Annotated in this window: 18 protein-coding genes; 8 read left to right on the forward strand and 10 right to left on the reverse strand. The window is 64.3% G+C overall.

Annotation, left to right across the window (positions count from 1 at the left end; translation table 11 throughout):
• Positions 1 to 61 precede the first annotated feature (61 nt).
• A complete protein-coding gene (locus SPH52_RS06320; protein ID WP_411794162.1) occupies positions 62 to 1,588 on the forward strand; it encodes a tripartite tricarboxylate transporter permease in 1,527 nt (508 codons plus the stop codon).
• Complete coding sequence (locus SPH52_RS06325; RefSeq protein ID WP_411794163.1) at positions 1,585 to 2,067, forward strand: tripartite tricarboxylate transporter TctB family protein; 483 nt, start codon at positions 1,585 to 1,587, stop codon at positions 2,065 to 2,067. The genes SPH52_RS06320 and SPH52_RS06325 overlap by 4 nt, the downstream gene beginning before the upstream one ends.
• A gap of 33 nt (positions 2,068 to 2,100) precedes the next feature.
• Here SPH52_RS06325 and SPH52_RS06330 read toward each other — a convergent pair whose 3' ends face one another.
• The 7 genes from SPH52_RS06330 to SPH52_RS06360 all read right to left on the reverse strand — a co-directional run bounded on the left by SPH52_RS06330 (position 2,101) and on the right by SPH52_RS06360 (position 10,686).
• Positions 2,101 to 3,213, reverse strand: a complete 1,113-nt coding sequence (locus SPH52_RS06330; RefSeq protein WP_411794164.1) for a pyridoxal phosphate-dependent aminotransferase — start codon at positions 3,211 to 3,213, stop codon at positions 2,101 to 2,103.
• Between the two features lie 58 nt (positions 3,214 to 3,271).
• Positions 3,272 to 4,198 (reverse strand): DMT family transporter, encoded by a 927-nt coding sequence (locus SPH52_RS06335; RefSeq protein WP_411794165.1) that lies wholly within the window; start codon positions 4,196 to 4,198, stop codon positions 3,272 to 3,274.
• A gap of 6 nt (positions 4,199 to 4,204) precedes the next feature.
• On the reverse strand, positions 4,205 to 5,596 hold the full coding sequence (locus SPH52_RS06340) for an FAD-binding oxidoreductase (protein WP_411794166.1): 1,392 nt from the start codon (positions 5,594 to 5,596) through the stop codon (positions 4,205 to 4,207).
• 21 nt (positions 5,597 to 5,617) lie between these two features.
• Entirely contained in the window at positions 5,618 to 7,240 is a 1,623-nt protein-coding gene (locus tag SPH52_RS06345; RefSeq protein WP_411794167.1) for an ABC transporter ATP-binding protein, read from the reverse strand.
• A 10-nt stretch (positions 7,241 to 7,250) separates the two neighbouring features.
• Positions 7,251 to 8,087, reverse strand: a complete 837-nt coding sequence (locus SPH52_RS06350; protein ID WP_411794168.1) for an ABC transporter permease — start codon at positions 8,085 to 8,087, stop codon at positions 7,251 to 7,253.
• Positions 8,084 to 9,061 carry an ABC transporter permease gene (locus SPH52_RS06355; RefSeq protein ID WP_411794169.1) on the reverse strand — a complete coding sequence of 326 codons (978 nt, stop codon included), beginning with the start codon at positions 9,059 to 9,061 and terminating at the stop codon, positions 8,084 to 8,086. The genes SPH52_RS06350 and SPH52_RS06355 overlap by 4 nt, the downstream gene beginning before the upstream one ends.
• A gap of 68 nt (positions 9,062 to 9,129) precedes the next feature.
• Positions 9,130 to 10,686 (reverse strand): ABC transporter substrate-binding protein, encoded by a 1,557-nt coding sequence (locus SPH52_RS06360; protein ID WP_411794170.1) that lies wholly within the window; start codon positions 10,684 to 10,686, stop codon positions 9,130 to 9,132.
• Between the two features lie 178 nt (positions 10,687 to 10,864).
• Here SPH52_RS06360 and SPH52_RS06365 point away from each other — a divergent pair, with 178 nt between their 5' ends.
• Entirely contained in the window at positions 10,865 to 11,548 is a 684-nt protein-coding gene (locus SPH52_RS06365; RefSeq protein ID WP_411794171.1) for a GntR family transcriptional regulator, read from the forward strand.
• Positions 11,549 to 11,574: 26 nt separating this feature from the next.
• Here the strand turns inward: SPH52_RS06365 and SPH52_RS06370 are convergent, their stop codons facing one another.
• Positions 11,575 to 12,489 (reverse strand): hydroxymethylglutaryl-CoA lyase, encoded by a 915-nt coding sequence (locus tag SPH52_RS06370; protein WP_411794172.1) that lies wholly within the window; start codon positions 12,487 to 12,489, stop codon positions 11,575 to 11,577.
• 36 nt (positions 12,490 to 12,525) lie between these two features.
• Positions 12,526 to 13,731, reverse strand: coding sequence for a CaiB/BaiF CoA transferase family protein (locus tag SPH52_RS06375; protein WP_411794173.1), 1,206 nt, complete (start codon positions 13,729 to 13,731; stop codon positions 12,526 to 12,528).
• A 140-nt stretch (positions 13,732 to 13,871) separates the two neighbouring features.
• Between SPH52_RS06375 and SPH52_RS06380 the strand changes: the two genes are divergently transcribed.
• Positions 13,872 to 14,792, forward strand: a complete 921-nt coding sequence (locus SPH52_RS06380) for a LysR family transcriptional regulator (RefSeq protein ID WP_411794174.1) — start codon at positions 13,872 to 13,874, stop codon at positions 14,790 to 14,792.
• On the opposite strand, the gene SPH52_RS06385 is transcribed toward SPH52_RS06380, so the two are convergent.
• Complete coding sequence (locus SPH52_RS06385; RefSeq protein ID WP_411794175.1) at positions 14,763 to 15,533, reverse strand: SDR family NAD(P)-dependent oxidoreductase; 771 nt, start codon at positions 15,531 to 15,533, stop codon at positions 14,763 to 14,765. The genes SPH52_RS06380 and SPH52_RS06385 overlap by 30 nt on opposite strands.
• Positions 15,534 to 15,769: 236 nt before the next feature.
• Here SPH52_RS06385 and SPH52_RS06390 point away from each other — a divergent pair, with 236 nt between their 5' ends.
• The 4 genes from SPH52_RS06390 (at position 15,770) to SPH52_RS06405 (ending at position 19,196) form a co-directional block, all read left to right on the forward strand.
• Positions 15,770 to 16,750, forward strand: coding sequence for a TRAP transporter substrate-binding protein (locus SPH52_RS06390; protein ID WP_411794176.1), 981 nt, complete (start codon positions 15,770 to 15,772; stop codon positions 16,748 to 16,750).
• A 78-nt stretch (positions 16,751 to 16,828) separates the two neighbouring features.
• A complete protein-coding gene (locus SPH52_RS06395) occupies positions 16,829 to 17,371 on the forward strand; it encodes a TRAP transporter small permease (RefSeq protein WP_411794177.1) in 543 nt (180 codons plus the stop codon).
• Positions 17,371 to 18,666: a TRAP transporter large permease gene (locus tag SPH52_RS06400; RefSeq protein ID WP_411794178.1), complete on the forward strand. Its 1,296-nt coding sequence runs from the start codon at positions 17,371 to 17,373 to the stop codon at positions 18,664 to 18,666. Before SPH52_RS06395 ends, SPH52_RS06400 begins: the two co-directional genes overlap by 1 nt.
• A gap of 74 nt (positions 18,667 to 18,740) precedes the next feature.
• A complete protein-coding gene (locus SPH52_RS06405; RefSeq protein ID WP_411794179.1) occupies positions 18,741 to 19,196 on the forward strand; it encodes a TerB family tellurite resistance protein in 456 nt (151 codons plus the stop codon).
• Positions 19,197 to 19,260: the final 64 nt, after the last annotated feature.

Here is a 19,260-nt window from a genome sequence, read left to right on the forward strand (position 1 = left end):
GCGACGGTCGCCCGGCGTTTCGGGAGGCCACCGCGCGGCCTGGCTTTGACATGAGGTGCCCATGCTGGATGCGTTCGTCAATGCGTTCTGGATTCTGCTCGATCCCTTTCGCCTGTTGATGCTCTTTTCCGGGGTGGCGATCGGTATTGCCGTGGGAATTCTGCCGGGCCTGGGTGGGCTGATGGGGATGGCACTGGTGCTGCCGTTCCTGTTCGGCATGGATGCCTATGCCGGGGTGGCCCTGTTGATCGGTATTGCGGCGGCGGTGCCCAGTGCCGATACGTTTCCCTCGGTCCTGATGGGCATCCCAGGCTCTTCCGGTTCCCAGGCCACCATCATGGATGGTTACCCGATGGCGCGTCGGGGCGAGGCGGCAAGGGCATTGGGAGCAGCCTTCACGGCGTCGTTGATCGGTGGCCTGATCGGGGCGCTGGCGCTCTCCGCGGTGGTTCCGTTCGCGCGCCCGCTGATCCTTGCCTTTGGTTCCCCCGAGCTGTTCATGCTGACCCTGCTGGGCCTGTCCCTCATCGGCGTGCTGTCGGGTAATCGGCCTCTCAAGGGCATGCTGGCGGCGGTGGCAGGCCTGGCCATCGGTACCGTTGGCGGCGCGCCGGTGGCGGCAGAGTATCGCTTCTCGGGCGATTTCCTCTACCTGTACGATGGGCTCTCGCTGGTGATCGTAGCACTGGGGTTGTTCGCACTACCGGAGATCGTCGATCTCCTGGCCCGTGGCGGCGCCATCGCCGAGCGTTCGCGGGGTCTCGGCCATGGCTGGATGCAGGGTGTGCGCGATGCGCTGGAGCACAAGTGGCTGGTGGTCCGGCACAGTGTAATCGGTGTCGTGATCGGCGCCATTCCCGGTATGGGCTCCTCGATCATCGACTGGGTCAACTACGGTATCGTTGCCCAGACGAGCAGGGACCGCAGTCGTTTCGGCAAGGGCGACGTGCGCGGCGTGATCGCCCCCGAGAGCGCCAACAACGCCAAGGAGGGCGGCGTACTGATGCCGACCCTGCTGTTCGGCGTGCCTGGCTCCTCGGCCATGGCCATGTTGCTGGGGGCGTTGATGATCTTCGGCGTCCAACCCGGGCCGCAGATGCTGACCCGCGACCTCGACCTGGTCTTCGTCATCATCTGGTCGCTGGCGCTGGCCAACGTCTTCGGTACCTTCATTTGTCTGCTGTTGTCGCGGCCGATCGCACGGCTGACCTTCGTGCCGTTCCATTACATCGCCCCGGTCATCATCGTCATCGTAATTGTCGGCGCCTGGCAGGAGACCCGGCACTGGGCCGACTTGACCTTCCTGCTCGGCTTCGGGCTGTTGGGCTGGCTGATGAAGCGCAGCGGTATGCCGCGTCCCCCTCTGCTGATCGGCTTCATTCTCAGCGACCTGGCTGAGCGCTATCTGTGGATGTCGTACAACCTCTACGACTGGGAGTGGCTGGCACGCCCGGGTGTGCTGATCATCGGGACGCTGGCATTCGCCCTGATACTGGGCAGCGTCAAGCTGAAGCGAAACACTGCCCGGCAGGCCGAGGTAATGCAGCCGACCAAGACGCCTGCTGACGACAAGGGGAGCGGCGCATGAAAACACGCTTGGTCGACGCGTTCACCCGTCACTTGCAGACGCCGTTCGTGCTTCTGGTGCTGGCGGGACTGGTGGCCGTGCTATGGCTCAGCCAGTCGTTCTCGCTGGGGGCCAGGCTGTTTCCCACCGTGGTTGCCTCGCTGGGTATCCTGCTGGCGCTGCTGGAGCTGGGCCGACAGTGGCTGCGCCGGGGCGCCCGCGAGGCCAGCGACTATACCGACCTGGGCGATGAGGACGACAGTCCGCCGTTCCTTGCCAAGGGATTGCTGTTCTTCGCCTGGATGCTCGGTTTCGTGGGACTGTTCTTTCTTGTCGGGGCGCTGCCGGCTGCCGGACTCTTCGTGTTGGGTTTCCTCAAGTTTCAGTTTCGCAGCCCATGGTTGCCGAGCCTGGGGCTCGCCGCCGGCATCGTGATATTGCTGTGGGGGCTGGGCAACGTGCTACAGCTGCGTTGGCCAGCCCCCTGGCTGGGATTCTGAGAACCGCCGGCTGGCCTTGCGCCAGGCACCGTATTAGGCCCCGGGCTTGGCAATGGCCTGCTCCAGGATCTCGAATCGACCCGGCTGCAAGGCGTCTTCCACCGCGGTGATGCGCAGCACGTGTCCCAGGTCCGGATGAGCGGGGCGGGCGATGAGCCGGCCGGCCTCGAGCAGCTCCTGGTTCAGGCGTCCGGCCAGCTCCGCGCTGGGCAGGCGCAGGGCGATGAAATTGGTCGCGCTCGGCAGCACCTCGGCGCCCAGCCCGCGAAAATGGCTGGCCAGGCGCTCTCGGCGCGCTTTTACCTCCTGAATATGCGCCTCCACTTCGGCGTGGTTATCGAGTACGGTCTCGGCGATGGCCTGAGTCAGGCTGGACACCGCATAGTGGATCCGCACCTTCATCATCATGGCGAGGGTTTCCGGCTCGGCGATGGCATAGCCGATGCGCAGCCCCGCCAGGCCATGCGCCTTGGAAAGGGTGCGCAGGCGAATCACGCCGGGTATCACCTCGCGGCTGAAGGCGGAATCGGCATCATCGCGGAAGTCGTGGTAGGCCTCGTCGACCAGCAGCCAGCAATCGTCGGATAGCTCGGCGCGCAGCCAGCGAATCTCCTCGTCGCTGTGCAGATGGCCGCTGGGATTGTCGGGGTTGGCAATATAGACGAGCCGGGCCCCATGCTCATGGGCACTGGCAAGCAGGGCATTCAGGTCTGGCGTGAGCAGTCCCGGGGCCTCACGGTAGCGACGCTCGACGAGTTGGCAGCCCTGGCCCCGGGCGAAGTAGCTGAAAGTGGGGTAGGTGCCGCTGGCGCTCACCACCGTGCAGCCAGGCGTGGCCACGGTACGCAAGGCAAGCGCGATGAGGCTGTCGGCTCCGGCATCCACCAGGGTGTTTTCCAGCGGCAGACCATAGAGCGAAGCGATACGTTGACGCACGCCCAATGCCTCCGAGTCGCCGTAGCAGTAGACGTGCTCCACCATGGCATCGCCGAAGCGTTCACGCAGCGCCCGGTGGGGCATGTCGAGGCCCTCGTTGGAGCCCAGGCGATGGGGAATCTCGCGGCCGATGCGTCGCTCCAGCACCTTGATGCCGGGAAAGGGGTTGCTGGGGCCGGAGCCGGTGAGGTGGTCGGGAAAGCGAGGCATGTGAGACTCCAGTACTGAAAATCGATATGAGGGATCGTCGCAGGAGGCAGAAGCTGGCTCAAGCCGGTTGCTTGCGCTGGGTCATGACGATGGCCACGGCTGAAAGAATCAGCATCAGCGCCAGCACCAGCCTCGAGCTGAGCGGCTCGTCAAGCAGCACCACGGCGCTTGCGACACCGACCACTGGGATGATCAGCGTGCTGATGGTGGACTGGCCGATGGTGAGGCGGTTGACGTTGCGAAACCACAGCATCTGCGCCAGGCAGATGGCGAACACCAGATGGTAGCCCAAGCCCAGCCAGGTCGAAGCCTGCCAGGTCGTTGGCGCGCTCGGTGACTCGAACAGCGCTGCCAGCACGATCGTGGGCAGTGCGCAGAGCGCGAACTGCCAGCCGGTAATGACCACAGGATGTCCCTGCCAGTTGCCACGGCGTTTGGTCAGCACGGTACCCAGGGCCCATGAGAGCGCAGCGCCGAGGACGAAAGTCGGACCGAGGAGGCCCTCGAAGCCGGCCTGCCAGGCAGCCGGGCCAAGCAAGACCAACAAGCCGGCCTGACCGAGGCCGAGCCCCAGCCACTGGCGCGCTGTCACACGTTCGCCGAGCAGCCCGATGGCCAGCAGCAGCGCCCAGCAGGGCATGGTGAAGGCGACGATGGCGGCCTGAGAGGTGGGCATGTGCAACTGGCCGAAAGCCGTGCCCAGGTTGAAGCCGAGGATGGTGAAGAGGCCGGTCGCGACCAGCCATGCACGTTCGCCTGCGACGATGAGCAAGGGCCAGCCTTTCAGCCAGGCCCAGCCCAGCAGCATCAGCGCACCGGTGCTGAAGCCGATGGCGCGCAGGCTGAGGGGCGGTATGTCCATCAGGCTGAAGCGCACCGCTGGCCAGTTGCCGCCCCAGAACAAGCCGATGGCCAGGATCAGCAGCAGCGTCGCGACGCCGCTGCGCTCCAGTGTCGGTGTACGGGGGCTGGCCTGGGTCGACATGGGTCTTTAGCTCTCGGGGGCCAGGATCTTGTGTCGGTTGAGCAGGTTCAATGGATCCAGCGCTCGCTTGAGCGTTCGCATCAGGGCGATCTCCTCCGGTGTGCGCGAAATCGCCAGGTAGTCGCGCTTTTCCAGGCCAATGCCGTGTTCGGCAGACACCGAGCCGCCGAGCTTGGCCAGGGGGCCATAGACGAGATGCTCCACGGCGCGCCGGGTGTCGGGTTCGCTATCGCCCACGCTGACCGAGACGTGCAGGTTGCCATCGCCCAGGTGGCCGAAGACCACGATGCGCCCCTGGGGCCAGCGCTCGACGATGGCTTGCTCGAGCTGCGCTGCGTAGTCCGGCATGTCGGGGATGGGCAGGCTGACGTCAAAGGTAAAGAGCGGTGCGAGCTGATCGATCAAGCCTTCGATGTCCTCGCGGATATTCCAAATGCCCTGGCGTTGCATATCGGAGTGCGCCAGCACCGCATCCTCGATCAGGCCCGCCTCGAGTGCGGCCTCCAGAGCTGCGCTGAACTGCGCGCTGTTTCTGGCATCGTCGTTGCCCAGCGACTCGATGATCGCGTAGTAGGGCCACTGCGTTGGCAGCGGCGCGGTGTTGCGGCCACTCTCCTCGGTGAGCAGGGCGTAGTGATTGCGCCACATCACCTCGAAGGTGCCCAGACTTCCGCCCAGTTCGCGGCCCATGTGGCGGAGCAGGCCGGTTACGCCGTTGAAGTCGGGGCAGGCGACCAGCGCGGTGAGTTCGCTCGCCATCCGGGGCTGTAGCCGGAGCACGGCCCGGGTAACGATGCCAAGCGTGCCTTCACTGCCGATGAACAGCTGCTTGAGATCGTAGCCGGCATTGTTCTTGAGCATGCGGCTCATCGAACTGACAACGGTGCCGTCGGCCAGCACCGCTTCCAGGCCCAGCACTTGCTGGCGCATCATGCCGTAGCGGATCACCCGCACGCCGCCGGCGTTGGTGGAGATATTGCCGCCGATGGTGCAGGAGCCGCGTGCACCGAGGTCGAGCGGGAACACCAACTCGTTCTCATCGGCGGCTTCCTGGACCTTTTGCAGCGGCGTGCCGGCCTGGACGGTCATGGTGCCGCCGACAGGGTCGATAGACTCGATGACGCTCATTCGTTCGAGCGAGATGGCGAGCTCGTCGGGGGCCGCCTCACCGCCATGCACCAGCCCGGTGAGCCCGCCGTGGGTCACCACCGGTTGACCGGCGACGTGACATAGCTTCATCACATCCACGAGTTCGGCCGTATCGGCGGGTCGCACGATGGCGCCGGCGCGGCAGGGGATGCCGGTCATCCAGTCCACCCGGCGCTGGGCAACGTCGTCACCGGTAATCACGTTGCTGGCCCCGACGATGGAGGCCAGGTCCTCGAGTCGTACTTGCATTGAATGTCCTCGTATCGCGCTTCAGGCCATGGCCGCTTCGTGTTCACGTCCGGGAATGGCGTCGAGCAGTTGGCGAGTATAAGGCTGCTTCGGGCTCAAGAAGACTTCCTGAGCCGTGCCCTGCTCGACGATACGGCCGTACTGCATGACGATGATGGTGTCGCATATCTGTGCGGCGACCCTGAGATCGTGGGTGATGAACAATAGCGACAAGGACAGCTTCTGCTTCAAGTCTTCGAGCAGCTCGAGGACCTGGGCCTGGATCGAGACGTCGAGCGCCGAAACCGCTTCATCGGCGACGATCAATTCTGGATTCAGCGCCAGGGCACGGGCGATACCGATGCGCTGGCGTTGGCCGCCGGAGAATTCGTGGGGGAAGCGATCCACGGCAACGGCGCCTAGCCCGACTAGCTCCAGCAGCTCTTCGGCCTGCTGCATGGCCTTCTTGCGCGGCACGCCGTTGGCCATGGGGCCTTGGGCAATGGCGTAACCCACCCGGTGTCGCGGATTGAGCGAGGCGTAGGGATCCTGGAAGATCATCTGCACCCGATGTCGCTCGCGGCGCAATTCGTCTCCCTTGAGAGCGGAGAAGTCCGTCCCCGCCAGGCTCAGGGAACCGCTGTCCGGTCGCTCCAGGCGCACTACGCAGCGCCCGAGGGTCGACTTGCCCGAACCCGATTCGCCGACGATACCCACGGTTTCGCCCGGGGCGAGGGTGAAGGAGACGTCATTCAGGGCATGCACCTCGCGGGCGGGCTTGAACAAGCCGCCGCGCGAACGGAATACCTTGTGCAGGTTGCGCACCTCCAGCAGTGGCGGCGGTCGTTCGCCAGCTCTCGCTTCGGGGATGACGTTGCTCGGGATCGCTTCCAGCAGTGCACGGGTGTACTCGTGCCGAGGGTTGTCGAGCACTTCTGTCGCCGTACCCAGCTCGACGACCTGACCATGGCGCATGACGCACACACGGGTGGCAACTTCGGCCACCACGCCGAAGTCATGGGTAATGAACATCACCGCCATGCCGCGGCGCTGCTGCAGGTTGCGTATCAATTCGAGGATCTGCGCCTGGGTGGTCACGTCGAGTGCGGTGGTGGGCTCGTCGGCGATCAGCAACTCGGGTTCCAGGGCCAGTGCCATGGCGATCATCACTCGCTGCCGCTGGCCGCCCGAGAGCTGGAAGGGATAGGCGCGGATCGCCTTGTCGGGTTCGGGAATGCCGACTTCGTCGAGCAGAGCCAGGGCCCTGGCCTGCCGCTCGCGACCGCTGTATTTACCGTGGGCCTCGAAGACCTCGGCGATCTGTGCGCCGACCCGCATCAGTGGGTTCAGCGCCGTCATTGGCTCCTGGAAGATCATGCCGATACGCAGGCCGCGCAACTGCCGGTGCTGCTTCTCGTTGAGCCGGAGCAGGTCCTGGCCGTCGAACAGCACCTCGCCGGCAGTGGCGCGTACACCCTTGGGCAGCAGGCCCATCACCGCGTTGGCTGCCATCGACTTGCCTGAGCCGGATTCGCCCACCACGCACATGATCTCGCCGCGGGCCACGTCGTAGCTGACGCTCTCGACCGCATGGTCGCGATCGGCGCCCTTGGGCAAGGCCAGGGTCAGGTCCCGAATGCTCAGTACCGGAGTCTCGTCGTTCATGGTCCTTCTCCTATGAGCGTTCGCGAGCGAGCTTGGGGTTCAGCGCATCGTCGAGGCCTTCGCCGACCAGGTTGAGCGCCAGCACCGTGAGCAGGATCGCCACGCCGGGGAAGAAGCTCAGCCACCAGGCCTGGCGGATCACCGTGCGCGCGGCACCGATCATGTAGCCCCAGGACATCACGTTGGGATCGCCCAGACCGAGGAAGGAGAGGGCCGACTCGAGCAGGATGGCGGTAGCCACCATCAGCGAGGCGAGTACGATGATCGGCGACAGGGTGTTGGGCAGGATCTGCCTGAGAATGATGGTGCGGTTGGTCTGGCCGACGAGTCGTGCGGCCTCCACATACTCGCGATGGCGCAGCGACATGAACTCGGCGCGTACCAGACGCGCTACCGGCGGCCAGCTGACGATGGCGATAGCCAGTACGATGGAGGTCACGCTGGGCTGCATGATCGCCACCAGCACGATGGCCAGGGCGAAGTTGGGGATGGTCTGGAAGAACTCGGTGAAGCGCATCAGGGCATCGTCGATCAGGCCACCGTAGTAGCCGGCGATGGCGCCCAGCGGCACGCCGATGAGGAGTGCCACCGTGGTCGAGACCAGGCCGATCAGCAGCGACACCCAGGCGCCATGCATAAGACCGGCAGCCACGTTGCGGCCCATGGTGTCGGTGCCCAGCCAGAAACCTTCCACTTCCATCGGTGCGAGAAACGGGCGCTGCACCATGCGCCATGGCGATTCGGGGTAGAGAAACGGGGCTAGCAGCGCCATCAGGATGATCGCCAGCAGAATGATCAGGCCGACCAAGGCGCCTCGGTTCTGGGCAAAACGGGCAAAGAAGCTCATGACGCCTCCTTGATGCGTGGATCCGCCAGGCGGTAGACGAGGTCGGTGATGATGTTGAAGACGATGACCAGGGCGGCAGAGAAGAAGAAGATGCCGAGCAGCAGGTTGTAGTCGCGCTGCTGCAGTGCTTCGAACATCAGTCGGCCGATGCCGGGCCAGGCGAACACCGTCTCGGTCAGGATGGCACCGCCGACCATCTGTCCTGCCTGCAGACCGGCCAGCGTGATGATCGGCAGCAGGGCGTTCCTGAGGATGTGCCGGCGCTGGATCACTCCGGGGCTGAGCCCCTTGGCGCGGGCGGTCTTGACGTAGTCCTGCTGGCTCGCCTCGAGCATCGAGGCGCGGGTCATGCGGGTGTAGATGGCCATGAAGAATAGCGCCAGCGTGGTAGCCGGCAGCACCAGGTGCTTGGCCACGTCGAGCACGAGGGCGAAGCCGCTCAGCCCGGCGCCGACGGTATACATGCCGTAGGCGGGCAGCCAGCCCAGGAATACCGAGAACACCACCACCGCCATCAGTGCCACCCAGAACAGCGGCGTGGCATAGAACAGCAGGGCCAGGGCCATGATGATCGAGCCGGATGGCTTCTTGACCCGGGCCGCCGCCATGGAGCCGGCCAGGATGCCCAGTGCCAGCGACAGCACGAAAGCGGTCCCCGTCAGCAGCAGGGTGGCGGGCAGGCGCGCCAGTATCAGGTCGAGCACCGGCATCTGCTGGCGGTAGGACCAACCGAAGTCGAGCATGGCGATGCCAGAGACGTAGCGCCATAGCTGAACGTAGAGCGGCTGGTCGAGGCCGAAGCGCTCGCGCAGCTGGCGCAGGAACTCCTGGTCGGTGGCACCCGCCTCGCCGGCGAGGATGGCGGCGGGGTCGCCGGGTGCCATCTGAATCAGGAAAAAATTGAAGATGACGATCAGGAACAGGACGACGACGGCCTTGAGCAGCCGCATCACGATCAGTCGGACGTAGAGCATGCAACCGGCCTCTTGCGTGACGGTGATAGGGGGCGGTCAGACGCCGCCCCCGTCAGGAGACGTATGGCTCAGCGGTCGAGCCAGGCATCCTTGAAGCCGTCATTGACCCCGACGCCCGAAGTGACGAGATCCTGGACGTCACAGCGATAGATGGTCGGGAAACCGAGCTCCAGCAGCCAGCCCACCGGCACGTCCTCGTGGAGAATCTCCTGTGCTTCGCGGTAGAGCGCTTCACGCTCTTCGTCCGGGAAGGCCGTTGCCGCTTCGTTGAACAACTCGTCGACCTGCGCGTTCTCGTAGCCGCCCACGTTGTTCCACGGTGAGCCTTTCTCGATGTTGTCCGAGAGGTAGGAGCGCGTGATGCCGAGCGCCGGATCGCCATACTGGAAGAGGAAGGTGAAGGCGAGGTCGTAGTCCCACTCGGAGAGGCGCTGGTTCCAGCCGCCCACATCGGTGGACTGGGTACGCACGTTGATGCCCACCTCGCGTAGATTCTGCTGCACCGCCTCGGCCCAGCGAGTCCAGGTCTCGCCATAGGGAAGAGGCAGCAGGCGGACTTCCTCGCCGTCGTACTCCATCTCCTCCAGTAGCTCACGAGCGCGGTCCGGGTCGTGATCGTAGGGATCGAGGCCGTCGTGGCGGAAGCGGGCGTTGGAGCCGAAGGAGGAGAGCGGCACCTCGCCGAGGCCGTTCCACAAAACGTTGCGGGCAAACTCGCGGTCCATGGCGTACATCACCGCCTGGCGGAATCGCTTGTCGGCGGTGGGGCCTTCGCGATTGTTCATCCACAGCATGGCGAAGGGGCTGAAATACTCGTGACCCTCCTCGGTCACGCAGGTGTTGTCCAAGGCAGTCAGGCGGGGAATGTCGAAGTTCTCCACGGTGCCGTTGGGCAATACGTCGACGGTGCCGTTCTCATAAGCCACGGCGCGTGAAGCGCCGTCCGGAATGACATGCCAGTTGATGCCGTCGAGATAGGGCAGGTCATCTTCGTAATAGTCGTCGTTGCGCACCAGCTCGATGACGGTGCCGCGATCCCAGTTCTCGAACTTGAAGGGGCCGGTGCCTATCGGATGGCTATTGTGCTCGTTGTCGCGGAAATCGGTGCCTTCGTAGAGATGCTTGGGCACCATGGTGAAGGTGCCGGCCTCGAAGGAGAGCATGAACGGCCCGAAGGGTTCGGAGAGAGTGAAGACCACAGTGTGATCGCCCTCTGCCTCGATGCTTTCCACGTGCTGCAGCACGGCGCGCGCGCTGGGGTTGAGCTCGCGGTGGAAGACATCGGCGGAGAACACCACGTCCTCGGCTGTGAACGGTTCGCCATCGTGCCACAGCACGCCTTCGCGTAGATGGAAAGTGTAGGTCAGACCGTCGTCGCTGACTTCCCACGACTCGGCCAACTGCGGCTGGGGCTCGAGGTCGGTGGTATAGCGCAGCAGGCCTTCATAGATGTTGCCGGCTACTTTGCGGGTGGGGTCGTTCTGGATCATTCCGAGCACCAGGCCCGGTGGTTCCGGTTGGATGATCGTGTTGATGGTGCCGCCATGCTTCGGCTCGTCGGCGAGGGCGGCGGTCGAGGTGAAGGCCAGGGCAGCGACGGCCATGGCCAAAGGCGTCTTTCTCATTATTAGGTTCCTTCTTGTTGTCTCGGCTTTTGTTATGTGTCGCAGGATAAGTGCCGATTATCTGCCTCATTGACCTTAGCAGTGCCTCATCAAACTGTCGACAGTCGCCAATCGACGGTCGACATGAGCTCGGGTTGCGTCATACTCTAGCGAGGTCAACCTGCAAGAGCTCCGATGAATGACAGCTTCCAACGCCTTCGCCAACGGCATGGTCATCCAGCAGCGTAATCTGGTGGAGCAGGTTGCCGACCTCCTCACCCAGGCCATCATCAGCCAGCATTACGCGCCCGGTGAGCGGTTGTCGGAAGTGCAGCTGGCGCGTGACCTGGGCATCAGCCGTGCGCCCGTGCGGGAAGCGGCGCGCCTGCTCGAGAGCCGCGGCCTGCTGGTGTCGCAACCGCGCCGTGGTTTCTTCGTGCGAGCGCTGGATGCCGCCGAACTCACTGATATCTTCGACCTGCGCCTGTGTCTGGAACGGCATGCCCTGGCGCGCCTGGTCGAGATTTACGATGGCGACAAGGAGCAAGCCCTGCGCCGGCAGGTCGAGCTCATGTGCGAGGTGGCGCTGAAAGACAGCGACAGCCGCAAGATCGAGGAAGACCTGGTCTTCCATCGCATGGTGATCTCCTTTGCCGGCAACCGGCGCCTGCTCAAGGCGTTCGACGACATTACCCACGAGCTGCGGCTCTGCATTGCGCTGATCGGCAAGACCCATGCCGACCCCGACAGCATCGCGACCTGCCACTGGGCGCTACTCGATGCCCTGGCCAGCGGCGATCCCGCGCAATGCCGTGAGGCCATCGACTACCACATCGGCGTGGCGCAGCACTATGTGGTGAAGGGAGTCGGCGAGCCGGGTTGAGCGCCAGATGCAATGTCGCCCAGTGCTCACTGCCGGGGCATGGGGTAGCGCCGGTCCGCCTTGCCTGCCTTGACCACCTGCCCTGGGGTGTCATGGCCCACCAAACCGGGCAAGGTTGCCGACACTGCCAGCAGGGCATCCAGATCGATACCGGTATCAACCCCCATCTGTTCGAACATGTGCACCAGGTCTTCGGTGCACACATTGCCGGTGGCTCCCGGCGCGTAGGGGCAGCCGCCGAGACCGCCCAGCGAGGCGTCGAAGCGCACGATGCCCGCCTGCCAGGCGGCGAGCGCGTTGGCGAGCCCCATGCCGCGGGTATTGTGGAAGTGCAGGGTAAAGGGGGTATTCGGCCAGCGTTCCAACACCGCCTCGCACAGCCTACCGACCTGGGCGGGGTTGGCCATGCCGGTGGTGTCGCACAGGGTGATGCCTTCCACGCCCAGCTCCAGCAGCCGCTCGACCAGGCCCAATACCCGTGTTGCAGGCACTTCACCCTCGAACGGGCAGCCGAAACTGGTCGACAGCGAGGCATTGACGAAGACGCCGCTGCCCCGGGTAGCGGCGAGAATCTCGGTGAAGCGTTCGAGCGACTGCTCGGGTGTCATGCGCAGGTTGGCCAGGCCGTGGGAGTCGCTGGCCGACATCACCAGATTGATCTCGTCAACATGGCAGGCCAAGGCTCGCTCGCAGCCGCGCAGGTTGGGTACCAGCACGGTGATCCCCACCTCTTCGCGGCGTGCAATGCCACGCACCACTTCCTCGGCATCGCGCAGGTTGGGAATGGCCTTGGGTGAAGTGAAGGAAGTCGCCTCGATGCGGGCCAGCCCGGTGGCCGAGAGAGCATCGATCAGACGTATCTTCTCGGCGGTGGGGACGAAACCGGCCTCGATTTGCAGGCCGTCGCGGGGGGCCACTTCGTTGATCTGCAAGCGTGTCATGAGTGCTCCTCAAAGCGGTCGGTCAGGGCGGCCGGATCAGATGATGCCGGCCTGGCGCAGCTTGTCGCGCGTGGCTGCATCGATACCCAGTTCGTCGAGCACTTCATCGGTGTGCTGGCCCAGGGCCGGGCCACCGTCGCCGAGCCGCCCGGGCGTGGCGCTGAGCTTGGGCAGCACGCCGGGTACCTTGAGCGGCTTGCCGTTGGGCCGGGTGATGCTCTGGATCATCTCCCGTGCCAGATAGTGCGGATCACGAGCGATATCGGCGGCGGTGTAGGGGTAACCGGCCGGTACGCGGGCGGCATCGAGCCGGGCGAGGATGTCGTCGCGCTCGTACTGGAGTGTCCAGGCTTCGATGGCGGCGTCGATGCGCTCGGCCTGGCGGGCACGGCCGTCGTTGTGTGCCAGGGTCGGATCTTCGGCGAGGTCCGGACGCTCGATCACCTGCATCAGACGCTTGAAGATGCTGTCGCCATTGCCTGCAACCAGTACGTAGTCGCCGCTACGCGTGCGGTAAGCATTGGACGGCGTGATGCCGGGCAGGGCGCTGCCACTGGGCTCACGTATCTCGCCGCTGGCATCGTACTCCGGGAGCAGGCTCTCCATCATGGCGAAGACGGACTCATAGAGCGCGATGTCGACGACCTGGCCGAGGCCGCTGCGGGCACGTTCCTGCAGCGCCAGCAAGGTGCCGATGACCGCATAAAGGGCCGACAGTGAATCGCCGATGCTCACCCCGACCCGCACCGAGGGCTCGCCGGGCTGGCCGGTGAGGTAACGCAGGCCGCCCATGGCCTCGCCGATCACGCCGAAGCCAGGCTTGTCGCGATAGGGGCCGGTCTGGCCATAGCCCGAGACGCGCACCATGATCAGCCCCGGGTTGATGGCACTGAGCGCTTCCCAGCCGAGCCCCCATCCCTCGAGAGTACCGGGGCGGAAGTTCTCGACCAGCACGTCCGCCTCGGCGACCAGGCGGCGCACCAGATCCTGCCCTTCATGGCTGCGCAGATCCATCGATACCGAGCGCTTGTTGCGGGTCTGCACGTGCCACCAGAGCGAGGTATCGTCCTCGATCATTCGCCAACGGCGAAGCGGATCGCCGGTGCCGGGAGGTTCGACCTTGATCACGTCGGCGCCGAATTCGCCGAGCAACTTGGTCGCAAAGGGGCCGGCAATCAGCTGGCCCAGTTCGAGCACCTTCAAGCCATCCAGCGGCAGGCGCCGGTCATCCGGTGTTGTCATGTTTGGCACTCCTTGTGCGGGATGAGCTCAGGATGCGCGAGAAGGCGGGGCACAACAATTCAGGAAACGGGAAGCCTGGATTCGTTCCTGACGAAGCCTTGCCGTAAGATAGCGACACTACGCCATGCGAGGATGACGCCGTGCGTCGATTCGATTTCGTCACCCTGAAGCTGTTCGTGTCGATTGCCGATGAGGGCAGGCTGACCGCCGCCGCCGAGCGGGAGCACATGGCGCTGGCGGCCGTCAGCAAGCGCATCAGCGATCTCGAGTCCCTGGTCGGGACCTCGCTGCTCTACCGCCGGCCTCGCGGTGTCGAGCTGACGCCGGCGGGACACGCCTTCCTGCACCATGCGCGACGCATCCTGGAGAACATCGAGCGGCTTTCCGCCGAGCTGAGCGAGTATGGTGAGGGTGTCAGGGGCCATGTGCGCATCCACTCCAACACCTCGGCGATCATCGCCTTCCTGCCGCAGGATCTCAGCACCTTCTCGCGACAGTTTCCCGAGATCAAGATCGACCTGCAGGAACGGGTCAGCTCCGAGGTGATCGCTGCGGTTCGCGATGGCCTGACCGACGTGGGTATCTTCGCCGGCCACGTGCCGTGCGGCGAGGGCCTGCAGGTCCTGCCTTATCGCAGCGACCGGCTGGTGTTGATGACGCCGCATGGTCATCCCCTGGCCGAGCGTGAGTCGCTGCAGCTGCACGAGGCCACCCAGTACGACTTCATCGGCCTGCAGCAGGACACTTCCTTGCAGGGGCTCCTGCACGAGCAGGCCAGCCGGGCAGGCAAGACCCTGCGCATGCGCATCCAGGTGCGCAGCTTCGATGCCATCTGCCGGATGATCCACCACGGCATGGGCGTCGGCGTGCTGCCCGAGAAAACGATCTACCGTGACCTGCGCGACCTCCAACTGCGCAGCATTCCGTTGAGCGATCCCTGGGCACGGCGCGAGCTGGTGATCGGCATTCGCGACTACGAGGGATTGCCTATCATCGCCCGGCATCTCGTCGATCACCTCCGGGGAGAATTCTCAGGTGTCGCGCAGAATGGTGAACGCTGACCACTGCTGGCAGAGCGGTGTGACCTCGAGCCGGGTAATATTGACGTGAGGCGGCAACTCGGCGATGTGCAGCGCCTGGGCGGCGACGTCGGACGGCTGCAATGAGTGGGTCCCCTCGTAGTAGCGCTCGGCAAAATCGCGGTCGCCCTTCATGCGTACTTGGGTGAATTCGCTCACCGTCATGCCTGGGGCCAAATCGGTGACGCGTACGCCCGAACCGCTCACATCGCAGCGCAGGTTGTAGCTGAACTGCTCGACGAAGGCCTTGGAAGCACCGTAGACGTGGCCGCCGGGGTAGGGCGTATGCCCGGCGATGGAGCCGATGTTGATGATGGTGGCACCCTCGCCATGGGCGACCAGCCGGGGCAGCAGCAACCGTGTTACCGTGACCAGTCCCTTGATGTTGGTGTCGATCATGGCATGCCAGTCATCGAGGTTGGCCTCCTGCGCGGGGCCCTTGCCCAGCGCCACGCCGGCATTGTTAAGCAGCAGCCTGACATTGGCGAAAGGCTCGGGGAGGCTGTCGACGACACGTTCGACGGCTTCGCGGTCGATGACGTCGAGCGCGGCCATGTGCACCGGCACGGTATCGCCGAGCTGTTGACGCAGCTCGTCGAGGCGGGCCTGCCTTCGCCCGGTGAGGACGAGACCCCAGCCGGCCGCAGCAAAGGTTTCGGCACAGGCCTGGCCGATGCCCGAGGTGGCGCCGGTAATGAAAGCGATGGGCGTGGCTTCGTGCATGATGAACTCTCCTGGGCGAAAGGCTCATTGATGTTTGCCTTGAGTCGCCGGGATATTAGCCATTAGTCGCAGTTTGCGGAGTTCCGGCTGGGAAGTGGCTGCGGTGGGCGGCTCTTGATGTCTTCGCTAATGGCGAAGGCAGCCTTCATCAAAACCGATTTGAGCGCAGCGGAGGCTTGTTTCAAGATCACAACAGGTGTCATGCCAACCATAACGATAACGATCAGGAGAGCATCATGCGCAAGTCCCTACTTGCCACGCTGGCTACGCTTGGAATGTTGAGCGCCCCGTTCGCGCTCGCCAACACCATCGAGATCCAGGTCAACAACACCATGAGCGAAGGCGGTTCGGAGAGTGCGGCCGTCGAGCGCTTCGCCGAATACCTCGAAGAGCAGGCGCCGGGACGCTTCAATGTCCGTCCTTTCCTGGCCGGTTCCCTTGGTGGTGAGGACGCGGTACTCGAACTGCTCAACCTCGGCCAGACCCAGATCTCCATCACTGGCGGCAACTGGCGCCAGCAGTATGCCCCCGAGTACGACGCCATCACCGTGCCCTTCGTCTTCTCGACCTGGGAGGAAGTGGACGCCTATATGGAAAGCCCGTCGGGCCAGCGTCTGGTCGAGATTGCCGAAGAGAAGGGTGGACTCAAGTACTTCGGCACCCAGCACCGTGGCCCGCGCCACATGACGGCCAACAAGGCGATCCATACGCCCGACGACCTGCGCGGTTTCCGCATGCGATTGCCGTCGCTGCCGGTATGGCTCGAGGTTTGGGAGGAGATCGGTGCCCAGGTGGTCAACGTACCGGCCCCGGAAATCTATCTCGCCATGCAGACGCGCCAGGTGGATGGCCATGAGAACTCGCTCTCCTCGCCCTATACCCGCCGCCTGTGGGAGGTGCAGGACCATATCATCCTCACCAGCCACGTTCAGTTCCCGTGGAACTGGGTAGCCAGCTCGCGCTGGTGGAACGGGCTGGAGGCAGAGGACCAGGAGCTGATCACCGAAGCCATCCATGTCGCCCGGCAGCACGGCACCGAGGTGGAGCGAGAGTTCGACGAGTATTATCTCGAAGAACTGGAGAAGGCGGGCATGACCATCATCGAGCCCGATGTGTCGCTGTTCCGTGAGGCGGCCATGCCGGCGATCGAGCGCGTCATGGCCGAGATGGCCGAGGGCGTGATGGAAGATGCCATGGGCAACGGCGTCGAAAACTGACGCCCCGGTGCCGTATCGAACTGCCAGCGGCGCCCCAACCGGGACGCCGCTGGCGTTTTCAGCCTGGAGGACGCAACCTTGACCGCTTCTTCAATGCCCCCCGAGGGTGGCCTGGATCGTGCCGCCTATTATCTGCTTCGGGGCATTACCCTGATCTGCGATGCCATTGGCGTGCTGCTGTTGGCCGGTGTGCTGCTGCTGATCGTGTCTGCCGTGCTGGCACGTGACGTCATTGGCCTGGGCATGCCCTGGACGGAGGAGGTCGCCTCCCTGCTGGCCATATACGCCGTTGCATTCGGCTCGCTATCGGCCTGGGTTCGATTCGAGCATCTCGTCGTCGATCTCTTCAGCCATCGCCTCGCTGACTGGGCGAAGCATATACAGTACCGGCTGGTGGCGCTGCTCTCCTGCGCTTTCTTCGCTCTGGCGGCCTGGGGCGCGTTGACGATGTCCACGGTCAGCGCCAATAACCGCACCGTGTCATTGGGCATCAGCTTCAGCTATCTCTATTACGGCATCTTCATCGCCTTCGCCGGCATGGCCGTACTGGCGCTATGGCAAACCCTGCGCGGCCCAGTGGCGTGGCAGGACTCCCTTCTGGCCGAGCGGGAGGCAGGCTGATGCAGGAACTCCTGGTTTTCGTCGGTGGCCTGCTGCTGCTCATGGCCATCGGCCTGCCCGTCGTCGTGGCGATCGGCATTACCTCTTTCATCGCGCTGGCAGTGACCGGCGCCGGCGGCCTGCCGGTGGAGCTGCTGTCGCTGCGCATGGTGCAGACGCTCAACAACTTCACGTTGCTGGCCATCCCGCTGTTCATCCTGGCCGCCAACATCATGAATACCGGCTCGACGACCACGCGGATCTTCGATTTCGCCACGGCGCTGGTAGGTTTCACCAAGGGTGGCCTGGGGCATGCCAACGTGGTGGCCAGCTCGATCTTTGCCACCATGTCCGGCACCGCGGTGGCCGATGCTGCCGGTCTCGGCAGCATCGAGATCAAGGCAATGAAGGAGCGGGGCTACGACCTGGGCTACTCGGCCGGCATCACCGCGGCATCGAGCGTGATCGGGCCGATCCTGCCGCCGAGCATTGCCCTGGTGGTGTACGGCTGGCTGGCCAACGTGAGCATCGGTGCCCTGTTCATGGCAGGGCTGGTACCAGGCATCCTGATGGCAATCCTGTTCATGGGCATGACGGTGGTGCTCGGCGCCGGCAAGCGCGTGTCCATGCCACCTCCCGTGCCGTTCGATGGCAAGGAAGTGCTGCGTACCGGCAAGCGAGCAATCTTGCCGCTGTTCATGCCGGCCATCATCGTGGGTGGCATCTGGACCGGTCTCTTCACCCCCACCGAGGCCGGCGCCATCGCCTCGCTCTATGCGATCGTCCTCGGGGGTCTGATTTACCGCGACCTGTCCTGGCGCGATCTGTTCCAAGCCTTCCGGCGCACGCTCATGTTCAGTGCTGCGATTCTGCTGATCATAGCCGTATCGAGCTTCTATGGCTGGATTCTCGTGCGCATCGGCATTCCCCAGGCGCTGGCGGGCCAGGTTGCCGGCATCGACATGCCGACGATCCTGCTGCTGCTGGCCTTTGCCCTGTTCTTCCTGTTGATCGGCTGCTTCATGTCGGTGATCGAGAGCATCCTGATCTTCACCCCGATCGTGGTGCCCGCCGCGCTGGCCGCCGGCCTCGACCCGATCCACTTCGGCATCGTCATGGTCATCACGCTGTCGGTGGGGGTCATCACGCCGCCGTTCGGCACGGTGCTGTTCCTGATGGTGGGTATCACCCGGCTGCGCTATGCGCAGATCGTGGTCTCCATCCTGCCGTTCCTGATCCCGATCTTGCTGACCATTCTGATACTGATTGCCGTTCCCACGCTGGTGACCTGGCTACCCAGGGCGATGGGGTACTGAGGCAGGTGGCGGCCTCGCGCGGAACACCTGGGGCCGCCGCGGGTCTGAAGCGATGACATCGCAAGGGATTCGCCATGCTCGATACCATCCAGCGCTTCTTTCAGCAGGTCCTGGCCGAGCCTGAACGCTCGGAGAATCCGGCCCCGACCCTGGAGCGTGCCACTGCCGCTCTGCTGTGCGAGGTGATGCGGGCCGACTATCACACTGACGAGGCTCAGGTTACAGCCTTGCGCGAGCTGCTCATGAGCCATTTCCAGCTTTCCGACGCCGCCGTGGAGGAGCTGATGGAAATGGCACGCGAGGAGGTGGAACATTCCGTCGACCACTATCAGTTCGTCAGCCTGATCAAGCAGCACTATGACTACGGCCAGCGCTGTGAACTGGTGCGCATGATGTGGGCGCTGGCCAATGCCGATGCCAACCATAATGCCCTCGAGGAGCATCGTATCCGCCGATTGGCCGAGCTGCTGCATGTCAGCCACTCCGACTTCATTCGCACCAAGCTGCAGGTCCAGGGCAAGGTCGAATAGATCGACTTGATCCTTGGCATGAAAGGGTTGATCAAGACGGTAGCGGTCGCGCCGCACTGCTAGA

It is taken from the genome of Halomonas sp. A29, assembly GCF_046723295.1.
Lineage (GTDB): Bacteria > Pseudomonadota > Gammaproteobacteria > Pseudomonadales > Halomonadaceae > Halomonas.

Bases quoted from the DNA above. Each gene is read 5' to 3' on its own strand.
- SPH52_RS06350 (WP_411794168.1), bottom strand. From the start codon at position 8,087: ATGAGCTTCTTTGCCCGTTTTGCCCAGAACCGAGGCGCCTTGGTCGGC.
- SPH52_RS06360 (WP_411794170.1), bottom strand. From the start codon at position 10,686: ATGAGAAAGACGCCTTTGGCCATGGCCGTCGCTGCCCTGGCCTTCACC.
- SPH52_RS06370 (WP_411794172.1), bottom strand. From the start codon at position 12,489: ATGACACGCTTGCAGATCAACGAAGTGGCCCCCCGCGACGGCCTGCAA.
- SPH52_RS06345 (WP_411794167.1), bottom strand. From the start codon at position 7,240: ATGAACGACGAGACTCCGGTACTGAGCATTCGGGACCTGACCCTGGCC.
- SPH52_RS06330 (WP_411794164.1), bottom strand. From the start codon at position 3,213: ATGCCTCGCTTTCCCGACCACCTCACCGGCTCCGGCCCCAGCAACCCC.
- SPH52_RS06355 (WP_411794169.1), bottom strand. From the start codon at position 9,061: ATGCTCTACGTCCGACTGATCGTGATGCGGCTGCTCAAGGCCGTCGTC.
- SPH52_RS06375 (WP_411794173.1), bottom strand. From the start codon at position 13,731: ATGACAACACCGGATGACCGGCGCCTGCCGCTGGATGGCTTGAAGGTG.
- SPH52_RS06365 (WP_411794171.1), top strand. From the start codon at position 10,865: ATGACAGCTTCCAACGCCTTCGCCAACGGCATGGTCATCCAGCAGCGT.
- SPH52_RS06325 (WP_411794163.1), top strand. From the start codon at position 1,585: ATGAAAACACGCTTGGTCGACGCGTTCACCCGTCACTTGCAGACGCCG.
- SPH52_RS06340 (WP_411794166.1), bottom strand. From the start codon at position 5,596: ATGCAAGTACGACTCGAGGACCTGGCCTCCATCGTCGGGGCCAGCAAC.
- SPH52_RS06405 (WP_411794179.1), top strand. From the start codon at position 18,741: ATGCTCGATACCATCCAGCGCTTCTTTCAGCAGGTCCTGGCCGAGCCT.
- SPH52_RS06400 (WP_411794178.1), top strand. From the start codon at position 17,371: ATGCAGGAACTCCTGGTTTTCGTCGGTGGCCTGCTGCTGCTCATGGCC.
- SPH52_RS06335 (WP_411794165.1), bottom strand. From the start codon at position 4,198: ATGTCGACCCAGGCCAGCCCCCGTACACCGACACTGGAGCGCAGCGGC.
- SPH52_RS06385 (WP_411794175.1), bottom strand. From the start codon at position 15,533: ATGCACGAAGCCACGCCCATCGCTTTCATTACCGGCGCCACCTCGGGC.
- SPH52_RS06320 (WP_411794162.1), top strand. From the start codon at position 62: ATGCTGGATGCGTTCGTCAATGCGTTCTGGATTCTGCTCGATCCCTTT.
- SPH52_RS06390 (WP_411794176.1), top strand. From the start codon at position 15,770: ATGCGCAAGTCCCTACTTGCCACGCTGGCTACGCTTGGAATGTTGAGC.